Annotated in this window: 19 protein-coding genes; 16 read left to right on the top strand and 3 right to left on the bottom strand. The window is 65.5% G+C overall.

Annotated features, from left to right (window positions below):
• The 6 genes from GJ700_RS22315 to GJ700_RS22290 form a co-directional block, all read left to right on the top strand.
• Positions 1-1,171, top strand: a 1,171-nt coding sequence (locus GJ700_RS22315; protein WP_154378003.1) for a TonB-dependent receptor, incomplete at its 5' end; no start/stop codon positions are given.
• Positions 1,172-1,260: 89 nt separating this feature from the next.
• Complete coding sequence (locus tag GJ700_RS22310; protein WP_154378001.1) at positions 1,261-4,518, top strand: PAS domain-containing protein; 3,258 nt, start codon at positions 1,261-1,263, stop codon at positions 4,516-4,518.
• 11 nt (positions 4,519-4,529) lie between these two features.
• Positions 4,530-5,159, top strand: coding sequence for a response regulator (locus GJ700_RS22305; protein ID WP_154377999.1), 630 nt, complete (start codon positions 4,530-4,532; stop codon positions 5,157-5,159).
• 127 nt (positions 5,160-5,286) lie between these two features.
• Positions 5,287-6,783, top strand: a complete 1,497-nt coding sequence (locus GJ700_RS22300; protein ID WP_154377997.1) for a putative bifunctional diguanylate cyclase/phosphodiesterase — start codon at positions 5,287-5,289, stop codon at positions 6,781-6,783.
• Positions 6,784-6,792: 9 nt separating this feature from the next.
• Positions 6,793-7,950, top strand: a complete 1,158-nt coding sequence (locus GJ700_RS22295; RefSeq protein WP_229507171.1) for a sensor histidine kinase — start codon at positions 6,793-6,795, stop codon at positions 7,948-7,950.
• Positions 7,950-9,557 (top strand): hybrid sensor histidine kinase/response regulator, encoded by a 1,608-nt coding sequence (locus GJ700_RS22290; protein ID WP_154377995.1) that lies wholly within the window; start codon positions 7,950-7,952, stop codon positions 9,555-9,557. Before GJ700_RS22295 ends, GJ700_RS22290 begins: the two co-directional genes overlap by 1 nt.
• A 9-nt stretch (positions 9,558-9,566) precedes the next feature.
• On the opposite strand, the gene GJ700_RS35045 is transcribed toward GJ700_RS22290, so the two are convergent.
• Both GJ700_RS35045 and GJ700_RS22285 read right to left on the bottom strand, forming a co-directional pair.
• On the bottom strand, positions 9,567-9,737 hold the full coding sequence (locus GJ700_RS35045) for a hypothetical protein (protein WP_195763977.1): 171 nt from the start codon (positions 9,735-9,737) through the stop codon (positions 9,567-9,569).
• A gap of 78 nt (positions 9,738-9,815) precedes the next feature.
• On the bottom strand, positions 9,816-10,145 hold the full coding sequence (locus GJ700_RS22285; RefSeq protein WP_154377993.1) for a hypothetical protein: 330 nt from the start codon (positions 10,143-10,145) through the stop codon (positions 9,816-9,818).
• Positions 10,146-10,276: 131 nt separating this feature from the next.
• Between GJ700_RS22285 and GJ700_RS22280 the strand changes: the two genes are divergently transcribed.
• The 7 genes from GJ700_RS22280 (at position 10,277) to eno (ending at position 20,654) form a co-directional block, all read left to right on the top strand.
• Entirely contained in the window at positions 10,277-11,413 is a 1,137-nt protein-coding gene (locus GJ700_RS22280) for a mechanosensitive ion channel family protein (protein WP_154377991.1), read from the top strand.
• 198 nt (positions 11,414-11,611) lie between these two features.
• Positions 11,612-12,622 (top strand): phospholipase C/P1 nuclease family protein, encoded by a 1,011-nt coding sequence (locus GJ700_RS22275; protein ID WP_229507170.1) that lies wholly within the window; start codon positions 11,612-11,614, stop codon positions 12,620-12,622.
• Positions 12,622-14,022, top strand: a complete 1,401-nt coding sequence (locus tag GJ700_RS22270) for a peptidylprolyl isomerase (RefSeq protein WP_229507169.1) — start codon at positions 12,622-12,624, stop codon at positions 14,020-14,022. The genes GJ700_RS22275 and GJ700_RS22270 overlap by 1 nt, the downstream gene beginning before the upstream one ends.
• Positions 14,019-14,573 (top strand): flagellar biosynthesis protein FlhF, encoded by a 555-nt coding sequence (locus tag GJ700_RS22265; protein ID WP_154377987.1) that lies wholly within the window; start codon positions 14,019-14,021, stop codon positions 14,571-14,573. The genes GJ700_RS22270 and GJ700_RS22265 overlap by 4 nt, the downstream gene beginning before the upstream one ends.
• A 335-nt stretch (positions 14,574-14,908) precedes the next feature.
• Positions 14,909-17,680, top strand: a complete 2,772-nt coding sequence (gene ppc / locus GJ700_RS22260) for a phosphoenolpyruvate carboxylase (protein WP_154377985.1) — start codon at positions 14,909-14,911, stop codon at positions 17,678-17,680.
• 105 nt (positions 17,681-17,785) lie between these two features.
• Positions 17,786-19,285, top strand: coding sequence for a pyruvate kinase (pyk, locus tag GJ700_RS22255; protein WP_371868073.1), 1,500 nt, complete (start codon positions 17,786-17,788; stop codon positions 19,283-19,285).
• An 85-nt stretch (positions 19,286-19,370) separates the two neighbouring features.
• Positions 19,371-20,654 carry a phosphopyruvate hydratase gene (eno, locus tag GJ700_RS22250; protein ID WP_154377982.1) on the top strand — a complete coding sequence of 428 codons (1,284 nt, stop codon included), beginning with the start codon at positions 19,371-19,373 and terminating at the stop codon, positions 20,652-20,654.
• A gap of 68 nt (positions 20,655-20,722) precedes the next feature.
• Here eno and GJ700_RS22245 read toward each other — a convergent pair whose 3' ends face one another.
• A complete protein-coding gene (locus GJ700_RS22245; protein ID WP_195763976.1) occupies positions 20,723-22,513 on the bottom strand; it encodes a sensor histidine kinase in 1,791 nt (596 codons plus the stop codon).
• A 215-nt stretch (positions 22,514-22,728) separates the two neighbouring features.
• Between GJ700_RS22245 and GJ700_RS22240 the strand changes: the two genes are divergently transcribed.
• Genes GJ700_RS22240 through ccmB form a run of 3 tightly spaced genes read left to right on the top strand, consistent with a single transcriptional unit; the run spans position 22,729 to position 25,270 of the window.
• Positions 22,729-23,883, top strand: coding sequence for a sigma-54 interaction domain-containing protein (locus GJ700_RS22240; RefSeq protein ID WP_371868071.1), 1,155 nt, complete (start codon positions 22,729-22,731; stop codon positions 23,881-23,883).
• On the top strand, positions 23,880-24,605 hold the full coding sequence (ccmA, locus tag GJ700_RS22235) for a cytochrome c biogenesis heme-transporting ATPase CcmA (RefSeq protein WP_154377978.1): 726 nt from the start codon (positions 23,880-23,882) through the stop codon (positions 24,603-24,605). The genes GJ700_RS22240 and ccmA overlap by 4 nt, the downstream gene beginning before the upstream one ends.
• Positions 24,602-25,270: a heme exporter protein CcmB gene (ccmB, locus tag GJ700_RS22230; RefSeq protein ID WP_154377976.1), complete on the top strand. Its 669-nt coding sequence runs from the start codon at positions 24,602-24,604 to the stop codon at positions 25,268-25,270. Before ccmA ends, ccmB begins: the two co-directional genes overlap by 4 nt.
• The last annotated feature ends 3 nt before the right edge of the window (positions 25,271-25,273 follow it).

Below are 25,273 nucleotides of genomic sequence, written 5' to 3'. Positions count from 1 at the left end.
GGCCGCGCCGCTGGGCGCCGGGCCGGGCGCGCTGTTCGCCGGCGAGCCGGGCGGCAGCATCGGCGGCCTGTGGTACAGCAGCGTGGCGCAGGCGCGCGATGCGTTGGCCTGGCGCCGGCTGCTGGGCGTGACCGCGCCGGTCCCGGTCCAGGGCAATCCGTTGACCTTGTGGAACGTCGACGAGCGCAGCGCCGCGGCGTGGCTGATGGCGGATTTCAAGGCCGACGGCTTGCCGCTGGACGGCAATGCGGGTGTGCGCGCCACGCGGGTGCGCGAAATGCTGGACGGCAGCCGCTCCGTGCCGGGCGCCGGCGTGGCGCCGCTGACGGCCTCCGACAGCGCGCTGGACTGGTTGCCCAGCGCCAGCCTGCGCTACCGTCCGTCGGCCGACGTGATATGGCGCGCCGCCGTGTCGAAAACCATGACGCGCCCCAATTTCGACCAGCTGTCGCCATCGCTGACCCTGGTGCCGAATTCCATCACGCCGACCGCCAACACGGGCAGCGCAGGCAACCCGGCGCTGCGCCCGGTGCGTTCGGATAACCTGGACCTGGCGGCCGAATGGTATGGCGCGGGCAACCGCATGGTGACGGTGACGGGGTTCGTCAAGCACGTGGACGGTTTTGTGACCAGCGTCAGTGCGCCGGAAACCTATGACGGCGTCACGTACCAGGTGACGCGGCCGCAAAACGGCAACCGGGCCCGCATCCGGGGACTGGAAGCGGGCTACCAGCAATTCTTCGACTTCCTGCCGGGCGCCTGGCGTGGACTGGGCGTGCAACTGAACGCCACGCTGGTCGGCAGCAGCACGGCCAGTCCCATCCTGGGGGCGCGCGTGCCGCTGCAAAACCTGTCGCGGCGCAGCGCCAACACGGTGCTGATGTATGAATCCGGCGACTGGTCGGCGCGGGCCGCGTATAACTGGCGCTCCACCTTCCTCAGCGGGGTATCGAATATCGTCGGGGTCGGCGCGCTGCCAGTCTATACAGAGGGATATGGCTGGCTGGATGCCGCGCTGACCTGGCGGGTCCGGCCGAGCCTGACCTTGACGCTGGAAGGCAACAACCTGACCAACACGGTGCGCCGCAATTATTATGGCGAGCCGCAGCGGCACCAGAGCAGTTTCATCAATGACCGCCAACTGGCCGTGAGCGCGGCATTCCGCTATTGACTTGCGTTTTTGGAAATCAGGATTTCCTTATAGGCAGCCTCAGGAAATTCTGTCATGCTGGTCCGGGCAGTTGAGAATATGGGGCAGGCATGAAGATCAACGTCAGTAGCCGGTGGATCCGTGCTGGCTTGCTGGTCCTGCTGAGTTGGCATGGCCAGTGCGTCGCCAGCGGCATGCCGCTGGGCTTGTGGCGCGCCGAGGCCGCCCGTATCCTGCTACTGGCCGACAATGACGTGGTGCACGCCGACGAACAGGCGCGCAAACTGGCGTCCGAGTTGCCATCCGGCGCCCCGGCAACCGACACGGTGCGCTTGCTGAACCTGCGCGCCCGCATCGCGCTGTACCGCGCCCGCACCGCGGAGGCCGCATCGCTTTCGGACCAGGCGTATGCGCTGGCGTTGCGCCACGGCGACCTCGCCGGGCAAGCCGAGGCCGACCTGGTGGCGGCGCTCAATACCGTCAACCAGGGCAATTTCGACCGTTTGATCACTGTGACGGCGCGGGCCGTCAAGGCGCTTGACGGCATCGACCGCCCCGAATTGCTGAGCGAAGCCATGCTGCGCATGGCCATGATGTATCACCGCTTCGGCAAGATCGATGAATCGGTCGATGCCTGCGTGCGCAACATGGACCTGGCCCGCCGCAGCCGGCAACCGCTGGCCATGGCTTACGCCCACCAGTGCATGGCGATCGCTTACAACCAGAGCGACAACAACAAGGAATCGCTGCAGCAATACCATGAGATGCAGGCCCAGGCCCAGGCGGCGGGCTCGCGCCTGCTGGAAGCGCTGGCGCTGGCCGGCCAGGGCGGGGTGGTGGCGGCACAGGGCGACGTGACGGCCGGCAACTTGCTGGTACGCCAGGCGACCGCCATCTACCGCGCCATCGGCCTGCCGTTTTACGTGACGGCCGGCCTGTTTGCCGAAGCCAGCCATGCGCGCATGCGGGGCGACCATGCGCGGGCGGTGGCGCTGCTCGATGAGGCGGTGGACACCTATGAGCGGTTGCCGAACAAGACGGGCCTGTGGTGGGCGCTGACGGCGCGCAGCACCAGCTACGTGGAGCTGAAGCGGCTGGCGGCGGCCGAAGCGGACTTGCAGCGTTCATTGCGCCTCGCGCGCGAACTGGGCCTGGCGCTGTACCTGAGCGAAAGCGAACAGCTGCTGGGGCGGCTCGATGCGCGGCGCGGCGAATACCGCCAGGCGTATGAGCATGCGCAGGCGGCGGCCGACATGACGGCCCAGGCCAACCGGAGAAAAATCAGTACGCGGGTGCTGGAACTCACCGAGCGCTACGAGCAGCAGGCGCGCCAGCGCGAAATTGCCGACTTGACGCGGCGTAATGAGCAACAGCAAGTGGAATTGCGCGAGCGCGAGCTGCAACAGCGCTGGATGTGGACCGTGCTGGGCGCCATTGCGCTGGTGCTGGCGGTGCTGGCGTTCTTCCTGGTGCGCCTGCGCCGTTCGCACCGGATGCTGGCCGCCGCCAACGACGGCTTGCGCCAGTCGCAGCAGGCGGTGCAGCGGCAGACCGACATCCTGCAATCGGTGCTGGACAGCCTGGGCGACGGTGTGGCGGTGGCCGATGCGCAGGGCCGGCTGGTACTGGTCAATCCGGCCGCCGAACGCATCGTCGGGCTGCGCCGCGAAGAACAGGGCGCGCGCTGGCCTGACGACGTGGTGTTTTACCATTCGGACCGCCGCACGCCATATCCGCGCGACCAGTTGCCGCTGGCGCGGGCGGTGCGCGGCAGCGATGCGGGCGAAGGCGAGGAAATTTACCTGGATGGCGCGGAACCGTCAAAGGGACGCTGGCTGCACATGACGGCGCGGCCGCTGGCGGGCGCGCAATGCGGCGCGGTGGCGGTGATTTCCGATATCACGGGACGCAAGCGCGCCGAGGCGGAAATTCTCGCGCTCAACAGCAGCCTGGAATTCAAGGTGCAGCAGCGCACCGGGCAGTTGCGCCAGCAAACCCGCTACCTGCGCGTGCTGATCGATACCATTCCCTGGCAAGTGTGGTTCAAGGATACCGACAGCCACTACCTGGCCGCCAACCTGGCCACGGCGCGCGAACTGGGCTGCGATGCCGACGATATGCCGGGCAAATCGGATTTCGACGTGTACCCGCCGGAGGTGGCACGCGCGGCGCGCGCCGACGACATGCTGGTGATGCATTCGCGCGTCCAGCAAACCGTGGAAGAAGTGCGCACCGGCCCGGGCGGCACGCGCTGGGTGGAAGTGTTCAAGGCGCCCGTGCTGGACGACGATGGCACGGTGCTGGGCACCGTCGGGCTGGCGCGCGACATCAGTGCGCGCAAGGAAGCCGAAGCGGCGCGCGACGCGGCGCTGCTGGAAGCGCAGCGGCTGGCGCGCCTGCGCAGCGACTTCGTGGCGCAGATGAGCCATGAATTGCGCACGCCGCTGAACGCGGTGCTGGGCTTTGCACAGTTGCTGTGGCGCGATGCGCGCCTCGACGCGGAACAGCGTTCCAGCGTGGAAGCCATCCGCAACAGCGGCGAGCATTTGCTGGGCCTGATCAACAATGTGCTGGACGCGGCCAAACTGGAAGCGGGCAAGGTGGAACTGTTTGCGGCGCCGTTCGATTTGCGCGCCGAGCTGCAATCCATTGCCGGCATGGTCGGCATCCGCACTGCGGAAAAGAACCTGGAATTCGTCTGCGACGTGGGCGCGGACGTGCCACCCATGCTGGTGGCGGACGGGCAGCGGCTGCGCCAGGTGTTGCTGAACCTGTTGTCGAACGCCGTGAAATTCACCGACCGCGGGCGGGTTGCGCTGCGCGTCATGCAAAGCGAACCGGGGCGGGTACGGTTCGAAGTGGGCGACAGCGGCATCGGCATCGGTCCGGGCCAGCTGGAAACCATCTTCCAGCCGTTCGAGCAAGTGGGCGAAGCCCAGCGCCGCCTGGGCGGCACCGGCCTGGGCCTGGCCATCAGCCGCCAGTTCGTCCGGATGATGGGCAGTGAAATCCAGGTCGAAAGCCGGCCCGGCCAGGGCAGCGTATTCTGGTTCGACTTGCCGGCGCCGATGATGTTGCCGCTGCACACGCCCGCGTCGGGGCAGGCGGAACCCGAGATACCGGCCCGGGACGGCGCCGACACACCGCCGCTGACCCCGCCGCCGGCCGAGGAAATGGCGGTATTGCAGCAACTGGCGCGGCTGGGCAACATGCGCGCGATCCAGGTCCGCGCCGAGCACCTGGAGCGGCTGGATCCACGCTACCAGCCATTTGCGGAACAATTGCGCACACTGGCGCGCGGTTACCAGTCGAAGGCGTTGCGCCAACTGGTCGACAGCTATGCGCAGGTGGCTGACGCGGAAGAATAACGAGGGACAATATGATCAAGGTATTAATCGCGGACGACCATGCCATTGTGCGGGAGGGCTTGCGCCAGCTGTTTGCGCTGTGCCCGGACCTGGGCGTGGCGGGAGAAGCCGTCAACGGCGGACAGGTCCTGTCGCACCTGCGTGGCGGCGAAGTGGATTTGCTGTTGCTGGACATGGCCATGTCAGGCATCAGCGGCGTGGATCTGATCAAGCGGGTGCGGCTGCACCACGGGGCCTTGCCGGTGCTGGTGCTGTCCATGCACAACGAGGTGCAGATTGCGCGCCGCGCACTGGCGGCCGGGGCGAACGGCTACCTGACCAAGGATTGCGGGGCCGAGACGCTGACCACGGCGATCCGCAAGGTGGCGTCGGGCGGGCGCTACATCGACCCGCGCATCGTCGAACGCATGGTATTCGAGGGCGACGACGAACAGGCGCCGCCGCACGAACAGCTGTCGTCGCGCGAACAGCGCATCCTCGGCTTGCTGGGGCAGGGCCGCACCGTCAATGAAATCGCCGCCGAGCTGTCCATCAGCAACAAGACAGTCAGCACGCACAAGGCGCGCCTGATGCAGAAAATGAGCTTTGCCAATAACGCGGAGCTGATGCGCTACGTCTTCACGCACGATGTCATGGGGTAGGGATTTCCCGACGCAGCCGTCGCGCCGCCCTACGCAGGAATCAGGCCGGGATGATACGTATTGCCTCCTGTTCTACCTATGCTGGAAGAACAGAAGTCTATCGTGATAACAGTGCGAGGAACGCAAAATGGCTGACGGAGGAAAACCCATCTCCCGCTCGGGGATGGCCTGGAACACCGCGCCGCCGGCTGCCGCGCCGGACCGGGTGCAATGGAAGCTGGAGCGCCTGTTGCAGTGGACGGACGTACTGGAGCAGCGTGTCGACGCCTGCGCGGATGACGCCGCGCAGATGCGCCGCGCGAAATCGCGGATGCTGGCCAAGCTCGATCATTACCGCCGCACCGTGTGCCGCCTGGCGTACTACGATTCATTGACCGGCCTGCCCAACCGCAGCCTGCTGTCGCTGTCACTGCAACAGGCGGCGCAGACCCCGCCGTTCGGCTTGATGATGCTCGACCTGGACCATTTCAAGGAAATCAACGATACGCTGGGCCATGCGGCCGGCGACCGGCTGCTGCGGGAGGTGGGACGCCGCTTGCAGGCATGCGCGCTGCCCGGCGACGTGGTGGCGCGTTTCGGCGGCGATGAGTTCGCCATGCTGGTGCAGGCGGAACGCGACGTCCTGGCGCAGCGCGCCGCGGCGTTCGTGGCCGCGCTGAACGAACCATTCTTCATCGACGGCCATGAACTGTTCGTGCCGGCCAGCATCGGCATTGCCGTGTACCCGGATGACGGCAAAGATACGGCGACCCTGTACCAGCATGCCGATACGGCCATGTATTACGCCAAGCGCCAGGGCCGCAACCATTATGAATTCTATATGCAGGAACTGACGCGCCAGGCCGCCGAGCGGCTGGAGGTGGAGGCGGCGCTGCGGCGGGCCTGCCGCAACGGCGAACTGGAATTGTATTTCCAGCCTCAGGTCGAACTGCGCAGCGGGCGCATGGTGGGCGCGGAAGCGCTGCTGCGCTGGCACCGGCCGGGGCACGGCATGGTGATGCCGCTGCAGTTCATCAGCATCGCCGAGGCGTCCGGCCTGATCGTGGAAATCGGCGACTGGGTGCTGGCCGACGCCTGTGCCGCCGTGGCGGAATGGAACCGCGGCGACGCGGCGCCGCTGCAACTGGCGGTCAACCTGTCGCCGCGCCAGTTTATCCGCCACGACCTGGCGGGCGCGGTGCGGCGCCACTTGCAGGAGAGCGGCTGCCATCCGTCCTGGCTGAAGCTGGAAATCACGGAGAGCCTGCTGCTCGACGGCGACCGCACGGTGGAAGACATGCTGGAAGCGCTGACGGGCATGGGCCTGGCCATTTCCATCGACGATTTCGGCACCGGCTATTCCGCCCTCAGCTACCTGCACCGCTTCCCCGTCAGCCAGCTGAAGATCGACCGCTCGTTTGTCGGCGACGTGCCGGGCGACCGCAGCAAGCGCGAACTGGTCAAGGCGATGCTGTCGATTGCCAGCGCGCTGCGGCTGGAAACCGTGGCCGAAGGCGTGGAATCGGAACAACAGGCCGAATACCTGGCGTCGCATGGTTGCCGCCTGGCGCAGGGCTACCTGTATGGGCGGCCGATGCCGCGCGCCGCGTTCGAAGCACTGTTGGCCACCAGCCGCGCGGCGTAACGGAGTATCATGACAGCTATCCTCTTAACTGAATCGCCAACACGGCAGGTGGCCATGCAAGCGAGCGAGATTTCCACCATTTTGATCGTTGACGACACACCTGCCAATGTGCGGGTGGTGGCCGAGTACCTGGGCAGCCACGGTTATACCGTCATGGTGGCGGAAGATGGAGAAGAGGGGCTGGAGCGGGCCCGATTCGGCCAGCCGGACCTGATTTTGCTGGACGTCATGATGCCGGGCTGGGATGGCTTTGAAACCTGCCGCCGCCTGCAGGCCGACCCGGTCACCAGCGGCATACCGGTGATCTTCATGACCGCGCTGTCCGACATCAATGACAAGATCCGCGCCTACGACGCGGGCGCCGTCGATTACGTCACCAAGCCGTTCCACGCGGAAGAAGTGCTGGCGCGCGTCAGCACCCACCTGAACCTGCGCGCCACGCAGCGGCAATTGCTGGCGCGTTCGCAGGAACTGGCGCGGTCCAATGCGGAACTGGAGCGCATGGCCTACGTCGCCTCGCATGACTTGCAGGAACCGCTGCGCATGGTGGCCAGTTATGTGCAGTTGCTGGAGCGGCGTTATCGTGGCCGGCTCGATGCGGAAGCGGATGAATTCATCACCTTCGCGATGGAAGGCGCCAAGCGCATGCAAACGCTGATCGAAGACCTGCTGACGATTTCCCGGGTCGATACCAAGGCGCGCCCGTTGCAGCGGGTCGATTGCAACGACGTGGCGGCGATGGCGCTGGCCGCGCTGCGCATCGCGATCAATGAAAGCGGGGCGCAGGTGCGCTGCGACGCCTTGCCCAGCGTGCTGGGCGACGCCGGGCAACTGGCGCAAGTGTTCCAGAACCTGATCGCCAACGCCATCAAATTCTGCCGCGATCGTCCGCCGCAGGTGGATATCGGCGCCGTGCGCGAGGGCCGTTACTGGCGCATCACCATACAGGACAACGGGATCGGCGTCGCGCCCGAAAACGGGCAGCGCATCTTTGACATGTTCCAGCGCCTGCATGCCGGCCACGAATATCCGGGCACCGGCATCGGCCTGGCGATCTGCAAGAAAATCATCGAGCGCCATGGCGGCGCGATCGGCGTGACGCCAGGCCCGGCGGGCGGTTCCGTGTTTTACTTCACGCTGATGGCGGACGAGCAGGAGGGGCTGTGATGGGGCATGCAAGCGCCCACGCCGGCACGCCGGCTCCCATCCGTATCCTGCTGATCGAGGACAACCGGGGCGACGCGCTGCTGTTCCGGCATATGCTGGCCGATGCGGGTGCGCTGGACTGGGAACTGGCCTGGGCGCGCAACCTGGAGGAGGGCATCGCGCACCTGCGGCAAGACCAGGTCGACCTGGTGCTGCTCGACCTGGGGCTGCCCGGTTCGACCGGCCTGGAAACCGTGCAGCGCTTGCAGTCATGCGGCGTGCGCGTGCCGGCACTGGTGGTGCTGAGCGGGCTGAATGACGAGGCGGTGGCGATGCGCGCGGTGCAGGCCGGCGCGCAGGATTACCTGGTCAAGGGACAGGTCGATACCGGCATGCTGGTGCGTTCGATCCGCTATGCGATCGAACGCAACCAGGCCGAGGCGGCGCTGCGGCAGGCGCACGACATGCTGGAAGTGCGCGTGGCGCAGCGTACCGCGGAACTGGCCAGCACCGTGGAAGCGCTCAATGCGCAAATCCGCGAACGGGAACAGGCGGAAACCCTGTTGCGCAGGCGGGAACAGGAATTCCGCACGTTGGCGGAAAATTCGCCTGACATGGTGATCCGCTACGACAGCGACTGCCGGCGCATCTATGTCAATCCCGCGTTCGAGCGGGAAACCGGCATCCCGATGGCCGAGGCGCTGATGCGCCAGCCGCAAAAGCTGGTGCGTACGCACGCCGATCTGGCGCCGGAGGATTACATCGCCGTGCTGCGCCGTGTGATGGAGACCGGCGCCGGGACCGAAGTCTTTGTCCGCCTGGCCGATCCGGGCGAGACGGCGCGCGACTATGCGTTTCATTTGGTGCCGGAACGTAATGCCGAGGGCCAGGTGGTGGGCGTGCTGGCGATCGGGCGCAATATCTCGGCGCTGAAGGAAACCGAGCGCCGTCTCAGCGAATCGCAGCAAATGCTGCGCCAGCTGGCATCGCGCAGCGACGCCGTGCGGGAAGAGGAGCGCAAGTACATCACCCGCGAAATCCACGATGAACTGGGGCAATACCTGTCGGCGCTGCGGCTCGGTGTGTCGGTGGTGGAAATGCAGTTTGGCGCGGACAATCCCGCGCTGGCCGAACGCACGCGGGCGTTGACCGGGCTGGTCGATTCGACCATCCAGGTGGTGCGCGACGTGGTGTCGTCATTGCGCCCCAGCGCGCTGAACATGGGGATCGTCTCGGCGCTGGAATGGCTGGGTGAACAGTTTTTCAGCCACACCGGCGTGCTGTGCCAGTTACACGTGGATGAGCGGCAAGTGACGCTGGACGAGGCGCGGGCCACGGAATTGTTCCGCATCGTGCAAGAATCGCTGACCAATATCCGGCGTCACGCGGGCGCCACCCGCGTCGACATCGCGCTGGTGCAGGACGATGAGCGCATCCAGCTGGAAGTGCGGGACAATGGCTGCGGCTTCGACCCGGCCAAGCGCAAGCGCCAATCCTTTGGCTTGCTGGGCATCCACGAGCGCGCGCTGAAACTGGGCGGCGCCGTCACCGTCGACAGCAAGCCGGGCCACGGCGCCCGCATCCGCGTGCAAATTCCTGCACAGGTATCGGAATTCCCCGACAAATAAGCTGCGCCGTCACTTTTCTTTCATGACGGCAAAGGGCTGGCCCTTTTGCATGTTGCGGTATTTTTCCCGTGCGGCTGCCTGCTTTTCCGCTTCCATCGCGACGTTCGACGCGTGGATGCGCTTCTTTTCTTCCTTGCTGCGGTGCTGGGCAATATCCTTGTTGCCGATACGCTTGGTCATGATGACTCCCCTGTCAATTGTCGATAGAACCTCTATGCTGCCCGCCGGGATGGGCGCGCTCCGTGCGCGCGCACACACTCACACCGGTCCGCCGCCTTTCGGGACATCGCGCCCGGGACGGTCGTCGGCGAGTTTTCCCGCGCCGCTTTCCACCGGCGTGCCGGAACCGCGTGTACCAGCCTCGTGGCCGTAACCCGTATTGCCGCTGACGGCTGGCGCCACATCGGCGCGCTGCATGGAGTCGCCGCCGCGCGTTCCAGCCGTATTGCCGTGCGGCGTAGCGGCGTTATTGGTGCTGGTGGTGCTGGTGGAGCTGATGACGCTGTTGGCTGGATGGCCGGTGGCGGCATTGCCGCTTTCATGCGCGGCCGGTTGTTCGCCGCGGCTGTGTTCTTTTCCTGTATGCATGTTGAACTCCTGTGGGACTGACTGTCAGGCTGCCACGGTTGCCGTCCCGCCGTATGTGCGGCCGCGCACGGTCAGGGCCGCATTGCCGCATTACAGTAGCGGCTGGCAAGTAGGCATGGAAGGAAACAGGTTTGAGCTACCAAAAATTCATCGCAACGTTCGATGGCATCGTGGACGGCATCGACTGGCAAAACTGGCTGCTCAGCATTGGCGTGGCGGTCGCCAGCTATCTGGCGATTCACGGCGCGGTGGCGCTGTGCCGCCGCCGGCTCGAGCAAGTGCAGGCGGACCGCCGCGCCAGCAAGCCAATGGCTGAGCTGCTGTGCGCGATGCTGAAAAAGACCAGCAACCTGGTGGTGGTGGTCACGGCGCTGCTGATCGGCCTGACGGTGCTGGACTTGCCGCAGCCGTGGGCGGACCGCGTGACGCACCTGTGGTTCGTGACGCTGGGCGTGCAAATCGGCCTGTATGTGAACCAGCTGGTCGATATCAGCGCGCGCCGCTATTTCGGTGGACGCTCGTCCGTGAGCATGCGCGATACCGGCGCCGCCAACCCGACCGTGGCCCGCACGCTGATGGTGTGGGCGTTGAAGACGGCGCTGTGGGTCGTGCTGTTCCTGGCCATCCTGTCCAACCTGGGCATCAATATTTCTGCCTTCGTCGCCAGCCTCGGGATCGGCGGCATCGCCGTGGCGCTGGCCGTGCAAAATATCCTGGGCGACTTGTTCGCCTCGCTGTCGATCGCCGTCGACAAGCCGTTTGAAGTGGGCGACGCCATCAGCGTCAACGGCTTTTCCGGCACGGTGGAGCACGTGGGGCTGAAAACCACGCGCATCCGCGCCGACAGCGGCGAACAGATCGTCATCGCCAATGCGGATTTGCTGAAAAATACCGTGCGCAACTTCAAGCGCATGCAAAACCGGCGCGTGCAGTTTTCGCTGAACCTGGCGCCGTCGACGCCGGTCGAGGTGGCCGAAAGGGTGCCGGAAGCGTTGCAGCACGTGGTGGAAGCGCAGCGCCAGGTGCGCTTCGACCGCGCGCATTTAAAGTCCGTCACGCAGGACGCGCTGGAATTCGAAGTCGTCTATTACGTGCTCGACCCGTCGTATGCCGCCTACATGGACGTGCAACAGCAAGTGCTGCTCGGTTCCATGCGGGTGCTGTCCGGCATCGGCGCGAGCACGGCCAAGGCCAGCCAGCGCGTGCTGGTCGACGGCCAGGGCCATCTGCGGCCCCCGACGCCGTTGCGTTCGATGCCCAAACCTTAGCGCACCCCACCGAATCCCCTGTCACGGTTGTGTCACAAAGCGCATATAAAGTGTGGCTTTTACGCAAAAATTGCATAACAAGTTTGTCAAATAGTTAAATTTGCCGATTTGTTATGTTACGCTGCGCGACTCGTTTTAAACGCGACCGTTCGTACTTTTTCGTACTTTTACACACACAGGGGAAACATGAAATTTGGAATGACTGCCATGGCGCTGGCCATGGCGGCGTGCACCGTTGCGCCTGCCCACGCCTGGCAACAGGAAACCCACCGCCGTATCGTGCTGGACGCGGTGACGTTCATGAAAAACAATCCGTCCACCACCAACTACACCAAGCTGGCGACGGGCATTGCGCGCGCCGGCTACACGGTCGACCAGTTCGCGCAGGCGCTGGGGCAGGGCGCCTATGACGTCGACGATTTCGCCGACACCTACCTGTGCGGCGCATCGACGGGCAGCTGCGTGCTGGCGCCGGTGTGGGGCGCGGGCGCGTCCATCGTCAAATACACGTCGTACTGGCACTTCCAGAACCACACCTCCGGCCCGGACGTGCACGGCAACCCGTTTGGCGGCTACAACTACGCCAAGCTGACGGTGAACGGCGACGTCGACAACATGGCGGCCGGCTGGCTGTATGGCGACTACCTGGACGACGGTCCCGGCGGCCTGAAAGGCTGGTTCGGCGACAGCAGCAAATACAACAGCTATGGCATCACGGAAGCGCACTACCGCCTGGGCGGCAGCTCGAACGTGAACCAGTACGCCGACTTTGAAACCATGCCGTTCCAGCCGATCGACAACCTGGGCCAGTACTGGTTCCAGCAATTCCTGGCGCAACCGACCGCGCAGACGCTGGGCTTCGTGCTGCACACCACGGACTTGCTGCAGCCGCACCACACGTGGACCACGTCCGCGCACGACCACGGCGGCTGGGAACAGTGGGTGCAGGATTACTACGACACGGAAAAACTCAACGATCCGGCGCTGGTGAAAGCCGCGCTGGCCGACTTCACGCCGGTGGCGCCGACCGGCGTCGACATCCGCCCGCTGCTGACGCAGGGCGGCACCTATTCGTACGCCAACGGCGGCATCGTGCTGTCGTCCAGCGACCACGGCGACCGCCGCCGCGTGGCGCAGCAAATGGTGCCGCATTCGATCGCCATGGTGGTGCATGTGCTGAACCGCGCAGCGGAACGGTTGGGTAACTGATGGGCGTGCGGGCAGTGTTGTACCAGCCCGCGCGGGCGATGCTGGCGGCGGTTGCGCTGGCCGGCATTGCGCTGCCGCCGGCAACGGCCGCCGTGCGCTATGGCCTCGACGATCCCGCGCTGGCGGCCCGCATCGATGCGGCGCCGCTGCATGCGTTCACGGTCGATACACTGTGGCGGCAGGCGCGCCTGGCCGATCCGCAAGCTGCCCGCGCGGCGACCCTGGAAGGGCTGGTGGCCGAACGGCTGCTGGCCGCCAGCGCCCGTGCGCAGTGGGGCGAAGCCGCATTGTTGACGGGGCAGGGCGTCGCGTATGCGCACGACGTGGCGCTGGACGACCAGCTGGCCGCGCTGCTGCGCAGTCTCTACAAAACAGAATTGGAACAGGCGCTGGCGCAACTGCCGGGCGGCAGCCTCGATGGGCTGGTGGTGGCGGAACCCGCCATCGATGGCGCCGCGATGGCGGCTACGTTCGATGCCGTGTTCGGCAAGCCGGGGGCGCTACGCCTCGATTATTCGCTGACGGCGGCGCAAGCGCAACACGCGAAAGCCATGCCGGTGCTGGCCTACCGCTTGCCGGGCGGCGGCGCCGGCACGCTGTCGCTGTACGACATATACCGCCGCCAGAACGTGCAGGGCCGCATTGCGCTGCATATGCGCCAGCCGGGGGCGTTGAAACAGCAGGCGCGCCAGGCGCTGGGCGTGCTGGCCGTGCTGGACTGGGCGGGATCCCGCTTCGGGGCGGCCGCGCTGGCGGACCTGCGCCGCGCCCTGTCCGACCAGGCGGTGACCCTGGCGGTGCAGCGGTTGCACGGCATCGGCGCCGATACCGACAGCGGCAGCCCGCTGTTGAACCAGCTGGCGGCGCAGGCGGACAGCGATGCCATCCGCGCGTATTACGACCAGCACCGCGATGAATTCCGCCGCATCGACAAGGTCAGGGCGCGCCATGTGCGCACCCATGATGAGGCGGCGGCGCAGGCAGCCTACGCCGCGCTGAAGGGCGGCGCGGACTTTGCCTCGGTGGCGCGCAAGTTTTCCATGGCTGCCGATGCGGCACAGGGCGGCGACCTGGGATGGATCGATGCCTCCGGCAAGACGTCGTGGTTGCAGCAACTGGCGTTTGCGCAGCCGCCAGGCACGGTATCGCGCCCCGTGCGTGCGCCGGTCGGACCGCAGGACAAGGCGTACTGGGAAATCGTATTGGTGGAACAGCGCGTCGATGGCGTGCAGCCGCCGGAAGCGGAAAGCGTCCGTTACGTGGCCAGCCGCGCCATTGCGCGCCGTAGCGCCATCGCGCAATTGGCCGCGCTGCGCGCCCGCGTGGTGCGGGAGGCCGACATTGAACTGAACCGCAGCCTGCTCGATGCGCCGCTGCGGGTGCTGGAGGCGCGGCCATGAAACGCATCACCGTGATTGCCGCGCTGGCGTTCATTGGCGCCGCCGCATGGTATTGGTGGCCCGCGCAGGGCGAGGCGGCGGGGCCGGGTGGTGGCGCGCCGGCCGCTCCGGCCCCGGCCCCTGCCGCGCAGGCCGCAACCCGTCCGCAATGGATGGATGCGCTGGCGGAGCAACCGCCGCCCGAGCCGGAGCGGGTGCCGCTGCCGCCCGTCGACAGCAGCGCCCCCGCATGGCTGTCGATGGCCGAAGCGCGCGAACACGGTGACCCGCGCACTCCGCCCGTGGTGCACGACGACCCCGCCACCCACGCGCAACCCACCGCCGGGCAACTGGCCGACCCGCAGGCATACCGCCGCTTCGAACAGGGCCAGCATGCGCGGCTGCTGGCGTCGTTCGCCGACGCCGCCCGGGATGAAGTGCCACGCCTGCGCGCCGATGTGGAGCGGGGCAGGGCGGCAGGGGTGGCTGAGGCGGAGCTGGCGAAGATGGAAGAAAAGATCCGGCGGATAGAAGCGTTGCGGGACGAGGTGGCGCGGGGGGCCACCCAATAGTTTCCATGGCCGCGCTTGCGGCAGGAAAAAGTGAAAATTTCCTTCTTAGTAATTTTCTCCCCGGGAAAAACCTGTCGCAGCAGGGCTCTCCGGCGGATGCTTTGACCAGTTGCAACGATTGGTCTACACAACTCCCAGCCGCACGATCGTGCCTTTCTTACCCCCATGCTGCGTCGCAAAACTTTCTAGTTGCCTGCTTTAACGATTTTGCACATAATGTAGTAAATTTACCTTATACCTGATGTACGCCACGGCTTATAGTTGAGCTATGTCGTATTTGGTGTAATTCTTATTCTAATCTGTAAAATTACTACATATCGGTGAAGGACGGCAACATGGATGGGTCGAAGGCGGTTGAGTTCAAGGATGAGTTGCTGGGACGGGATGTCCGGCAATTGGGGCGCATGCTGGGCGATACGATACGCGCGCAGCACGGTGAAGACGCGTTCAACCGCATTGAAAACATCCGTCAGCTGGCGATCCGCTTCCGCCGCGACCAGTGCGAGCAGGCCAAGGCGGAACTGGACCAGGCGCTGCACGCGCTGGGCCAGGAAGAAACCAGCCAGCTGATCCGCGCTTTCACGTATTTCTCGCTGCTGGCCAACATCGCGGAAGACCAGCACCACACGCGCCGCAGCCGCGCCCACCTGATCGCCGGTTCCGCGCCGCGCGTGGGCAGCATGGCCAAGGCCGTGCAGAATGTCGTCAACGCGGGCCGCGTCGATGCGCTGCCGGATTTCTTCGCCGACGCGCACATCAGCCCCGTGTTCACCGCGCACCCGACCGAAGTGCAGCGCAAGTCCACGCTGAATTGCCAGATGGCGATCGCCCGCATCCTCGATGAGCGCGACCGCGTGCAGATGACGCCGGAAGAACAGGAAAACAATGAAGCGGCGCTGGCGCGCGGTATCCACACGCTGTGGAATACCCGTCTGCTGCGCACGGCCAAGCTGTCGGTGCTCGATGAAGTGGAAAACGGCCTGTCGTTCTTCGACCGCACCATCCTGTCCGGCCTGCCGCAACTGTATTGCACCTTGCAGGACGCGTTGGCCAAGCTGGATCCGCACTGGATCGACGAGGAATTGCCGACCTTTATGAAGGTGGGCAGCTGGATCGGCGGCGACCGTGACGGCAACCCGTTCGTGACCGCGACCATCCTGAAAGCGACCCTGCAACGGCAGGCCGACGTGGCGCTGGAACACTACCTGGGCGAATTGCACAAGCTGGCGTCGCAATTGTCGCTGGCGCAAACCATGACCGGTTCGTCCGACGAGTTGCGCGCGCTGGCCGACGCATCTGCCGACCTGTCGCCGCACCGCATCGACGAGCCATACCGCCGCGCCATCTACGGCATCCACGCGCGCCTGTCGGCCAACCGCCTGCGCTTTGCCACCGGCGCCCAGGCCGATGCCAAGGTCCAGCCTTACGCCTCCGCGCAAGCGCTGCTGGCCGACCTGGATATCGTGCACCGTTCGCTGGTGGCCAACGGCTCGGCCGTGCTGGCCCGTGGCCGCCTGCGCCACCTGCGCCGCGCCGTCAAGGTGTTCGGCTTCTCGCTGGCGCCGATCGACCTGCGCCAGAACTCCGACGTGCACGAGCGCGTCGTGGCCGAACTGCTGGCGGCCGCGCGCCCGGGCGTGGATTACAAGTCGCTCGATGAAGATGCCCGCTGCAAGCTGCTGCTGGAAGAATTGCACACGCCGCGCCTGCTGATCTCCCCCTACCTGGAATACAGCGAAGACACGGCGGGCGAGCTGGCGATCTTCCGCGCGCTGAAAGAAGCGCATGCGGCCTACGGCCCGGAAAGCGTCACCAACTACATCATTTCGAAAGCCGACAGCGTGTCGGACTTGCTGGAAGTGGCGCTGCTGCTGAAAGAACACGGCTTGCTGCGCGCCGGCCGCGTCGATGCCGAGTCGCACATGGCGGTCAACATCATCCCGCTGTTTGAAACCATCGACGACTTGCGCGCCGGCCCCGCCATCATGACCAAGGCGTTCGGCATCCCGCTGTACATGGACTTGCTGCGCTCGCGCGGCAGCATGCACGAAGTCATGCTGGGCTATTCGGATTCCAACAAGGATGGCGGCTACTTCACGTCCGGCTGGGAACTGTACAAGGCCGAGATCGAGCTGGTCAAAGTGTTCGAGCGCTTCGGCATCAAGATGCGCCTGTTCCACGGCCGCGGCGGTTCCGTCGGCCGTGGCGGCGGTCCGTCGTACGAAGCGATCCTGGCGCAGCCGCAAGGCGCCGTGCAGGGCCGCATCCGTTTGACGGAGCAGGGCGAGGTCATCACCGCCAAGTATGCGAACCCGGAAGTGGGCCGCCGCAACCTGGAAGTGATGGTGGCCGCGACCATGGAAGCGACCTTGCTGGCGCAACCGGGCCGCACCGCATCCGCCGATGCGGAACCGGCGCAACTGGCGGCCATGCAGGCGCTGTCGGACGAGGCGCTGCGCACCTACCGTTCGCTGGTCTACGAGACCGAAGGCTTTGAACAGTATTTCTGGGAATCGACGGTGATTTCCGAGATCGCGGCGCTGAATATCGGTAGCCGCCCGGCGTCCCGCAAAAAGTCCACGTCGATCGAAGACTTGCGCGCGATTCCATGGGTGCTGAGCTGGGCGCAATGCCGCGTGATGCTGCCGGGCTGGTTCGGCTTCGGCTCCGCCGTGCAATCGTTCCTGGCCAACCAGCCGAACGGCCTGGCGCAGCTGCAGCAGATGTACCGCGACTGGCCGTTCTTCAACACGCTGTTGTCGAACATGGACATGGTGCTGGCCAAGAGCGATATCGCGATCGCCAGCCGCTATGCCACCTTGGTGCGCGACGAAGCGCTGCGCGACGCCATCTTTGGCCGCATCAAGGCCGAGCATGAACTCACGGTGGACGTCGTCAAGCAGATCACGGGCCAGGCGGAATTGCAGGACGCGAACCCGCTGCTGCAACGTTCGATCCGCAACCGCTTCCCGTACATCGACCCGCTGAACCACGTACAGGTCGAACTGCTGCGCCGCTTCCGCGACGGCGACACCGACGCCGCCACCCGCGAAGGCATCCACTTGTCCATCAACGGCGTGGCGGCGGGCCTGCGCAACAGCGGCTGACCAGCATTACCCCCAGACCGGCACACGCCGGTCTTTTCTTTGCGGAAAAAAAGTCCCTGGCACTTTTTTTCGCAGAATTAACTGATACATCCGAGAGGAAATACCGTGAGAGACACAGCGAAAGACAGCGTGAATGTGAATGCGCAGGTAACCATCAAGCAGCGCGCGACGAAAATCGTATCGACCATCGGCCCGGCGTCGAATGACATCGAGACGCTGGTCCGCATGTTCCGCGCCGGCACCAATGTCGTGCGCCTGAACTTCTCGCACGGTAAGGCACAGGACCACGTCGACCGCGCCCGCATGGTGCGCGAGGCGGCGGCCATCGTTGGCCGCGAAGTGGCCATCATGGCGGACTTGCAGGGCCCGAAAATCCGCATCGGCAAATTTGAAAACAGCAAGATCCAGCTGGAAAACGGCGACAAGTTCATCCTCGACGCCAAGTGGGGCGAAAACGGCGAGCTGGGCAACCAGGAACGCGTCGGCCTGGACTACAAGGACTTGCCGCGCGACCTGAAAGCAGGCGACATCCTGCTGCTGAACGACGGCCTGATCGTGCTGACCGTGGACCGCATCATCGGCAGCGAAATCCACACCACCACCAAGATCGGCGGCGAACTGTCGAACAACAAGGGCATCAACCGCCAGGGCGGCGGCCTGTCCGCGCCGGCGCTGACGGCGAAAGACATGGAAGACATCAAGACCGCGATGAGCTTCCAGGCCGATTACGTTGCCGTATCGTTCCCTAAAAACGCCACCGACATGGAAATGGCGCGCCAGCTGGCCAACATCGCGGGCGAGCCGTTTGGCCACAAGCCGTTCCTGATCGCGAAAATCGAACGCGCCGAAGCGATCCCCGCGCTGCAGGAAATCCTGGACGCGTCCGACGGCATCATGGTGGCGCGCGGCGACCTGGCCGTGGAAGTGGGCAACGCCGCCGTGCCGGCGCTGCAAAAGCGCATGATCAAGATGGCGCGCGCGTCCAACAAGCTGGCCATCACCGCGACGCAAATGATGGAATCGATGATCGTCAACGCCGTGCCGACCCGCGCCGAAGTCTCGGACGTGGCCAACGCCGTGCTGGACGGCACCGACGCCGTCATGACGTCGGCGGAAACCGCTTCCGGCAAATACCCGGTTGAAACCGTGGAAGCCATGGCCGCCATCTGCCTGGACGCTGAAAAATGGAACCCGTCGAACCCGGACGTGGACCTGATCAACACCACCTTCAGCCGCATCGACCAGTCGATCGCCTACGGCGCGCTGTTCACCGCGCACCACCTGCGCGTGAAAGCCATTGCCGCGCTGACGGAATCCGGCTCCACCTGCCTGTGGATGAGCCGTAACAGCATCGACGTGCCGATCATCGCGCTGACGCCGAGCGTGGCCACCCAGCGCAAGCTGGCGCTGTTCCGCAACGTGACGTCGCTGGAACTGAAACAGAACCGCGATCGCGAAACCGTGCTGCGCGCAGTGGAAGACTTGCTGATCGCGCGCGGCATCGTGCAGCGCGGCGATAACGTGGTGCTGACCTGGGGCGAGCCTATGGGCCTGGTGGGCGGCACCAATGCGCTGAAGATCATGAAGATCGGCGCGCCCGCTTAACGAGCCGGCAAACCAAATGAGATTGCCCTTCCGCACACGTGGAAGGGCCACGGGGCAAGGGCCCCAAACTTAACGGAGATAGGAAATGACTGCTATTGTCGACGTCATTGCACGCGAGATCATCGATTCGCGCGGCAATCCGACTGTGGAATGCGATGTGTTGCTGGAATCCGGCGTGACCGGCCGTGCTGCTGTACCTTCCGGCGCTTCGACCGGTTCGCGCGAAGCCATCGAACTGCGCGACGGCGACGCCAAGCGCTACTTCGGCAAGGGCGTGCTGAAAGCCGTTGAAAACATCAACACCGAAATCGCGGAAGCCATCATCGGCCTGGACGCTTCCGAGCAGGCGCTGATCGACCGCACGCTGATCGAACTCGATGGCACGGAAAACAAATCGCGCCTGGGCGCGAACGCCACGCTGGCCGTGTCGATGGCCGTGGCCAAAGCCGCCGCCGACGACGCCAAGCTGCCGCTGTACCGCTACTTCGGCGGTTCGGGCGGCATGCAGCTGCCGGTACCGATGATGAACGTGATCAATGGCGGCGCCCACGCCGACAACAACCTGGATATCCAGGAATTCATGATCATTCCGGTCGGCGCGCCATCGTTCAAGGAAGCCATCCGCTACGGCGCGGAAGTGTTCCACACGCTGAAGAAAATCCTGCACAAGAAGGGTTTGACCACGGCAGTGGGCGACGAAGGCGGTTTCGCCCCGTCGGTCGAGTCGCATGAAGACGCGATCAAGCTGATCATCCAGGCCATCGAAGAAGCGGGCTACCAGCCAGGCGCGCAAATCGCGCTGGGCCTCGATTGCGCCGCATCCGAGTTCTACAAGGATGGCAAATACCACCTGGAAGGCGAAGGCAAAGTGCTGACCGCCGCCGAATTCACGGCGCTGCTGGCGTCGTGGTGCGACAAGTACCCGATCGTGTCGATCGAGGACGCGATGCACGAGGGCGACTGGGAAGGCTGGGCGCACCTGACGTCCGTACTGGGCAAGAAAGTGCAACTGGTGGGCGACGACCTGTTCGTCACCAACACCAAGATCCTGAAAGAAGGCATCCAGAAAGGCATCGCCAACTCGATCCTGATCAAGATCAACCAGATCGGCACGCTGACCGAGACGTTCGCCGCCATTGAAATGGCCAAGCGCGCCGGCTACACCGCCGTGATTTCGCACCGCTCGGGCGAAACGGAAGATTCGACCATTGCCGATATCGCCGTGGGCACCAACGCGCTGCAGATCAAGACCGGTTCGATGTCCCGTTCGGACCGCATGGCCAAGTACAACCAGCTGCTGCGCATCGAGGAAGACCTGGGCGCAACCGCTTCGTACCCAGGCCGTGAAGCGTTTTATAACGTGAAGTAAAACCCGTAGGGCGGTTTCCGCGCAGCGGAAGCCGCCATGCATGCGCCGCGTTGACGCTGGCTTCGGCGTTACGCCAGCTGTGTCTCTACCGGCGCATCGCACATCGGCAGCCGTATCGTAAAGCAGCTGCCTTTGCCCGCGCCTTCGCTGCTGGCGGTCACCGTGCCGCCATGCAGTTCCACGATTTTCCTCACTAATGCCAGACCCAGTCCAAGCCCTCCGGCGGCGCGGTCGGGACGGCGCGCGCCCTGTGAAAACAGGTCGAAGATACGGGGCAGCAGATCCGGCTCGATGCCGGTGCCGTTGTCGGCCACCGACAGCACCAGCGTATCGCCATCGGCGCCGGCGCGCATGACGATACGGGTATCGGGCGGCGAATATTTGACGGCATTGACCAGCAGGTTCGTCAGCACCTGCACCAGCCGGATCGCATCGCCGCTGATCCATAGCGGCTGCTTGCCGGTTTCCACCACCAGTTCATGCCGGCCTGCTTCCACGATGGACGACGCCTGTTCAATGGCGCTGGCGATGATGGACTGGATGCGCAAGGGTTTGCGTTCCAGTGAAATCAAGCCCCGGGTGACGCGCGACACGTCCAGCAAATCGTTGACGAGTCGGTTCATGTGTTCAACCTGGCGGCCGATGACCTGGCCCGCGTGGCGCAGCTTGGCCGCGTCCAGGTTCGGCAGCGACAGCATGTGGGCGGCCATGCTGATGGGCGCCATCGGGTTGCGCAATTCATGGCCCAGCATGGCGAGGAATTCATCCTTGGCGCGGTTTTGCGCATCGGCCACTTCGCGCGCCTGCTGCGTTTGCACCAGCAAGCGTTCGCGCTCCAGCGCCGCTTCCGTCAGCAAGCGGTTGGCCTGGTAGACGCTTTCCTCCAGGTGATCCAGTTCATCGATGCCGCTGCGCTGCGGCGGACCACCCGCGCCGGCGCCCAGTGCGCGGGCTGCGGCGCTGGTTTGCGCGATGGCTTTGGCAATCCGGTCCGACAGCGCCCACGCGGTGGCAATGGCCAGCGCCAGGGCCAGCGCCAGGCCCAGGCCGGACAGTAGCACGGTGCGCTCGGTCGTGCCGTCGACTTTTTCCGTGGTCTCCGACATGGCAATCCACCAGCCGGTCAGCGCGGAGCGGGCCAGCACGGTATAGGTGCCGTCGCCGGTGCGAATCAGCCCGGCGTCGCCGGCCTGGATGGCGGCGGCAATCGGCGCCGGGGCCTGCGAACCGGCGCCTGTCGGCAGGCGGTTGCTCTGGATCAGGCGACCCTCGCGGTCATAAATGCGGAACACGGCCCGTCCCGGGGCCGGCGGCGGCAGCGCCTGGGCCAGCAGCGCCGCGTCGAAGCCGTAGCTCATCACATAGTTGCGGTTTTCCGGCAAGTGCACGGGGAATTCCAGCGCGACCACGTGGCGGCCGGCGCCGGGCGCGCGCAGCAGGTTGGAAATCACGGGTTTGTCGGCCGCCAGCACGGACGCGATGCGTGCGCCGGAAACCGCGCGCGTGTCGGGCAGTGCGGCGTCGGTGGACATCGAAGTATTGATGAGTTGCTGGCCTTCGTGGTCGAACAGTACCAGGTAAGACGAACGGCCTTGCACCAGCGAACGGGCTTTGCCGCCAAACGCCGCCATCTGGTTGCTTTCCAGCTTGCTGGAATTGCTGGTGGCGCGCACCAGGCCGATCACTTCATACCATTGCGCATCGACCGCCAGCGACGTGGCGCGCGCGGCTTCCTGCATGGTGCGGACACCCGCATCGCGTTCCGCTTCGACCAGCCGGCTCAGTGGCGCCGCAAAGAACACCACCACGGGCACCAGCGCGACGGTGATGGTCAGGGCAAGTAGCGAACGGACTTTCATGGCAGGTTGAGATTGACGACGCCATATTGTTGCATAGTTTGCATTTATTTGCACCTTGTGAAACGCTGCAATGCCGCAACGGCGGGTCATATCTAATTTGTGAATTTGTAACTTTGGAATGATTCGTGTGCGAATTTCCCCTGAGCCGGTAGTCTGACGCTACCAACAAAACAACGGCGCAACATCCGACGCTGCGCTGCACAAGGGGAACACTCGTGGATAAATTACTGACTTTTCCGGACACGTCCGGCATGGCGCTGTCGATACGCGCCAAAGCCCTGATGTTCCACGATCCGCGTTCCGCGGAATTGCTGGAGCAGGTCGAACGCATCGCGCCGACCGAGGCCACCACGTTGATCATCGGCGAAACCGGCACCGGTAAGGAGTTGATCGCGCGCCACATCCATAACGTCAGCGGCCGCCGTGGGCCGTTCGTGGCCGTCAACTGTGGCGCATTCAGCGAAACACTGATCGACGCCGAACTGTTCGGCCATGAAGCGGGTGCCTTTACCGGTGCGACGCACGCGCGCTCCGGCTGGTTCGAGGCGGCCAATGGCGGCACCTTGTTCCTCGACGAAATCGGCGACTTGTCGATGGCGCTGCAAGTCAAACTGCTGCGCGTGCTGCAGGAGCGGCAAGTGGTGCGCCTTGGCGCGCGCACGCCGATTCCGCTCAATGTGCGGCTGGTGGCGGCCACCAACGTCGACTTGCACAAGGCCGTGGCGGCGGACCGCTTCCGCTCCGACCTGTATTACCGCCTCAGCGTGGCCACCGTGCACCTGGCGCCGCTGTGCCAGCGTCCCGGCGACATCATTCCGCTGGCGCGCCATTTCATCGGCGTCTACAGCGAAAAAATGAAGGCGCCGGAAGCGTCGCTGTCGCCGGCCGCGCGCCTGGCGCTGCTGGAATACGATTGGCCCGGCAATATCCGCGAACTGGAAAACGTCATTCACTTTTCGCTGATCGTGTGCCGCGACGGCGTGATCCAGCCGGACGATTTGAAGCTGTCCGGCGTGTCGCGCCGCCGGCCACGGGAGGAGCCGGTCGCCGTTCCAGTACCCGTTGCCGGCGCCCGCGCGCAGGAAGGCGCCGCGCACGACGGATTCCGCCAGCGCCTGGCCGCGCTGGTCAACGGCATGATCGAAGCCGACCAGCCGGACTTGTTCGACACGGTGGAAGAGATCATCGTGCGCACCGCGTTCGAATCCTGCCACCGCAACCAGGTGCAGACGGCGCGCGTGCTGGGCATCAGCCGCAACATCCTGCGTACGCACTTGAAACGCTTTGGCCTGATCGGTTATGAGCCGGCGGGGCAGGGTTTGCCGGTGGAGGCTCAGGCGGCCGCGCGGGGCGCCGAGCTGCTGCAATGAAGCGCGCCGCTTTGCAGGCTTGCGCGCTGGCGTGCGAGCGGGGCGGGCGGCGGCTGTTCGAAGGCGTGGAATTCGCGTTGCATGACGGCGAGGCGCTGTGGCTGTCCGGCGGCAACGGCAGCGGCAAGACCAGCCTATTGCGCCTGCTGGCGGGCCTGGGCTTGCCGGCCGAGGGCGAAGTGCGCTGGCGCGGCAAGCCGGTGCGCGAATTGCGCGAAGACTATAACCGGCAATTGCTGTACTGCGGCCATGCGGCCGGTATCAAGGATGATTTGACCGCATGGGAAAACGTCGTGGCCGGCGCCGCACTGTCCGGCCGCCGCATCGGACGCGAACAGGCGGAAGCCGCGCTGGCGCTGGCGGGCCTCGATCACGTGGCGGTGTTGCCGGCGCACGCGTTGTCGCAGGGACAGCGGCGCAGGGTGGCGCTGGCGCGGCTGCACCTGGACCCGCTGCCGCCGCTGTTGCTGCTCGATGAACCGTTTACTGCGCTCGATGCGCGCGCCGTGCAGGCGCTGAGCGAACGCATTGCCGCGCACCTGGACGGCGGCGGCATGGCCGTTTATACGACGCACCAGGCGCACGGCCTGCACCCGGCGCGCCTGCAGCGGCTGGACCTCGACAGCCTGGCGGCCGGTGTGGCGCACGGCGCCGTGCCGGTGCTGGCGGCGGACCCGGTGCGGGACATGCCGCGATGGGGCCTCGCGGAGGCGCTGCCATGATGACCGCCCTCGGCTGGACCGTTAAACGCGATGTGCTGCTGGCCTGCCGCCGCCGCGCCGACGCGCTGGGATCGCTGGGCTTCTTTGTCATCGCGTGTTCGCTGTTCCCGCTGGGTGTGGGACCCGAACCGGCCGCGCTGCGGTCCATGGCGCCCGGCGTGCTGTGGGTGGCGGCGCTGCTGGCGGCGACGTTGTCGCTGCCGCGCCTGTTCAGCGCCGACCACGCGGACGGCGCGCTGGAACAGATGCTGCTGTCGCCGGAACCGCTGGTGGTGATCGTGGCGGGCAAGGCGCTTGCGCACTGGCTGGTGTCCGGCATGCCGCTGGTGCTGCTGTCGCCGCTGCTGGCGCTGCAATTCGGCCTCGATGCGCCGGCGCTGGCGGTGCTGATGGCCAGCCTGTTGCTGGGCACCCCCATCCTCAGCCTGGTGGGGGCGGTAGCGGCGGCATTGTCGCTGGGCGCGCGGGGCGGCGGCGTGCTGGTGGCGCTGCTGGCGCTGCCGCTGTACACGCCGGTGCTGGTATTCGGCGCCGGCGCCGTCGATGCGCTGGGCACGGCGGCGGGACCGGAAGCGCATTTGCTGTTGCTGGGCGCAGGGCTGGCGTTTGCGCTGGGACTGGCGCCGTGGGCGGCCACCGCCGCGCTGCGCATCGCGTTGGAATAAATG

Source organism: Pseudoduganella rivuli (genome assembly GCF_009674485.1).
In the GTDB taxonomy this organism is placed as follows: Bacteria; Pseudomonadota; Gammaproteobacteria; order Burkholderiales; family Burkholderiaceae_D; genus Rugamonas; species Rugamonas rivuli_B.
This window is presented reverse-complemented; position numbering and strand designations above follow the sequence as displayed.

Excerpts from the sequence above, each read along its gene's own strand:
- GJ700_RS22310 (WP_154378001.1), top strand. The coding sequence starts at position 1,261 with ATGAAGATCAACGTCAGTAGCCGGTGGATCCGTGCTGGCTTGCTGGTC.
- GJ700_RS22305 (WP_154377999.1), top strand. The coding sequence starts at position 4,530 with ATGATCAAGGTATTAATCGCGGACGACCATGCCATTGTGCGGGAGGGC.
- GJ700_RS22300 (WP_154377997.1), top strand. The coding sequence starts at position 5,287 with ATGGCTGACGGAGGAAAACCCATCTCCCGCTCGGGGATGGCCTGGAAC.
- GJ700_RS22295 (WP_229507171.1), top strand. The coding sequence starts at position 6,793 with ATGACAGCTATCCTCTTAACTGAATCGCCAACACGGCAGGTGGCCATG.
- GJ700_RS22290 (WP_154377995.1), top strand. The coding sequence starts at position 7,950 with ATGGGGCATGCAAGCGCCCACGCCGGCACGCCGGCTCCCATCCGTATC.
- GJ700_RS35045 (WP_195763977.1), bottom strand. The coding sequence starts at position 9,737 with ATGACCAAGCGTATCGGCAACAAGGATATTGCCCAGCACCGCAGCAAG.
- GJ700_RS22285 (WP_154377993.1), bottom strand. The coding sequence starts at position 10,145 with ATGCATACAGGAAAAGAACACAGCCGCGGCGAACAACCGGCCGCGCAT.
- GJ700_RS22275 (WP_229507170.1), top strand. The coding sequence starts at position 11,612 with ATGACTGCCATGGCGCTGGCCATGGCGGCGTGCACCGTTGCGCCTGCC.
- GJ700_RS22270 (WP_229507169.1), top strand. The coding sequence starts at position 12,622 with ATGGGCGTGCGGGCAGTGTTGTACCAGCCCGCGCGGGCGATGCTGGCG.
- GJ700_RS22265 (WP_154377987.1), top strand. The coding sequence starts at position 14,019 with ATGAAACGCATCACCGTGATTGCCGCGCTGGCGTTCATTGGCGCCGCC.
- ppc (WP_154377985.1), top strand. The coding sequence starts at position 14,909 with ATGGATGGGTCGAAGGCGGTTGAGTTCAAGGATGAGTTGCTGGGACGG.
- eno (WP_154377982.1), top strand. The coding sequence starts at position 19,371 with ATGACTGCTATTGTCGACGTCATTGCACGCGAGATCATCGATTCGCGC.
- GJ700_RS22245 (WP_195763976.1), bottom strand. The coding sequence starts at position 22,513 with ATGAAAGTCCGTTCGCTACTTGCCCTGACCATCACCGTCGCGCTGGTG.
- ccmA (WP_154377978.1), top strand. The coding sequence starts at position 23,880 with ATGAAGCGCGCCGCTTTGCAGGCTTGCGCGCTGGCGTGCGAGCGGGGC.
- ccmB (WP_154377976.1), top strand. The coding sequence starts at position 24,602 with ATGATGACCGCCCTCGGCTGGACCGTTAAACGCGATGTGCTGCTGGCC.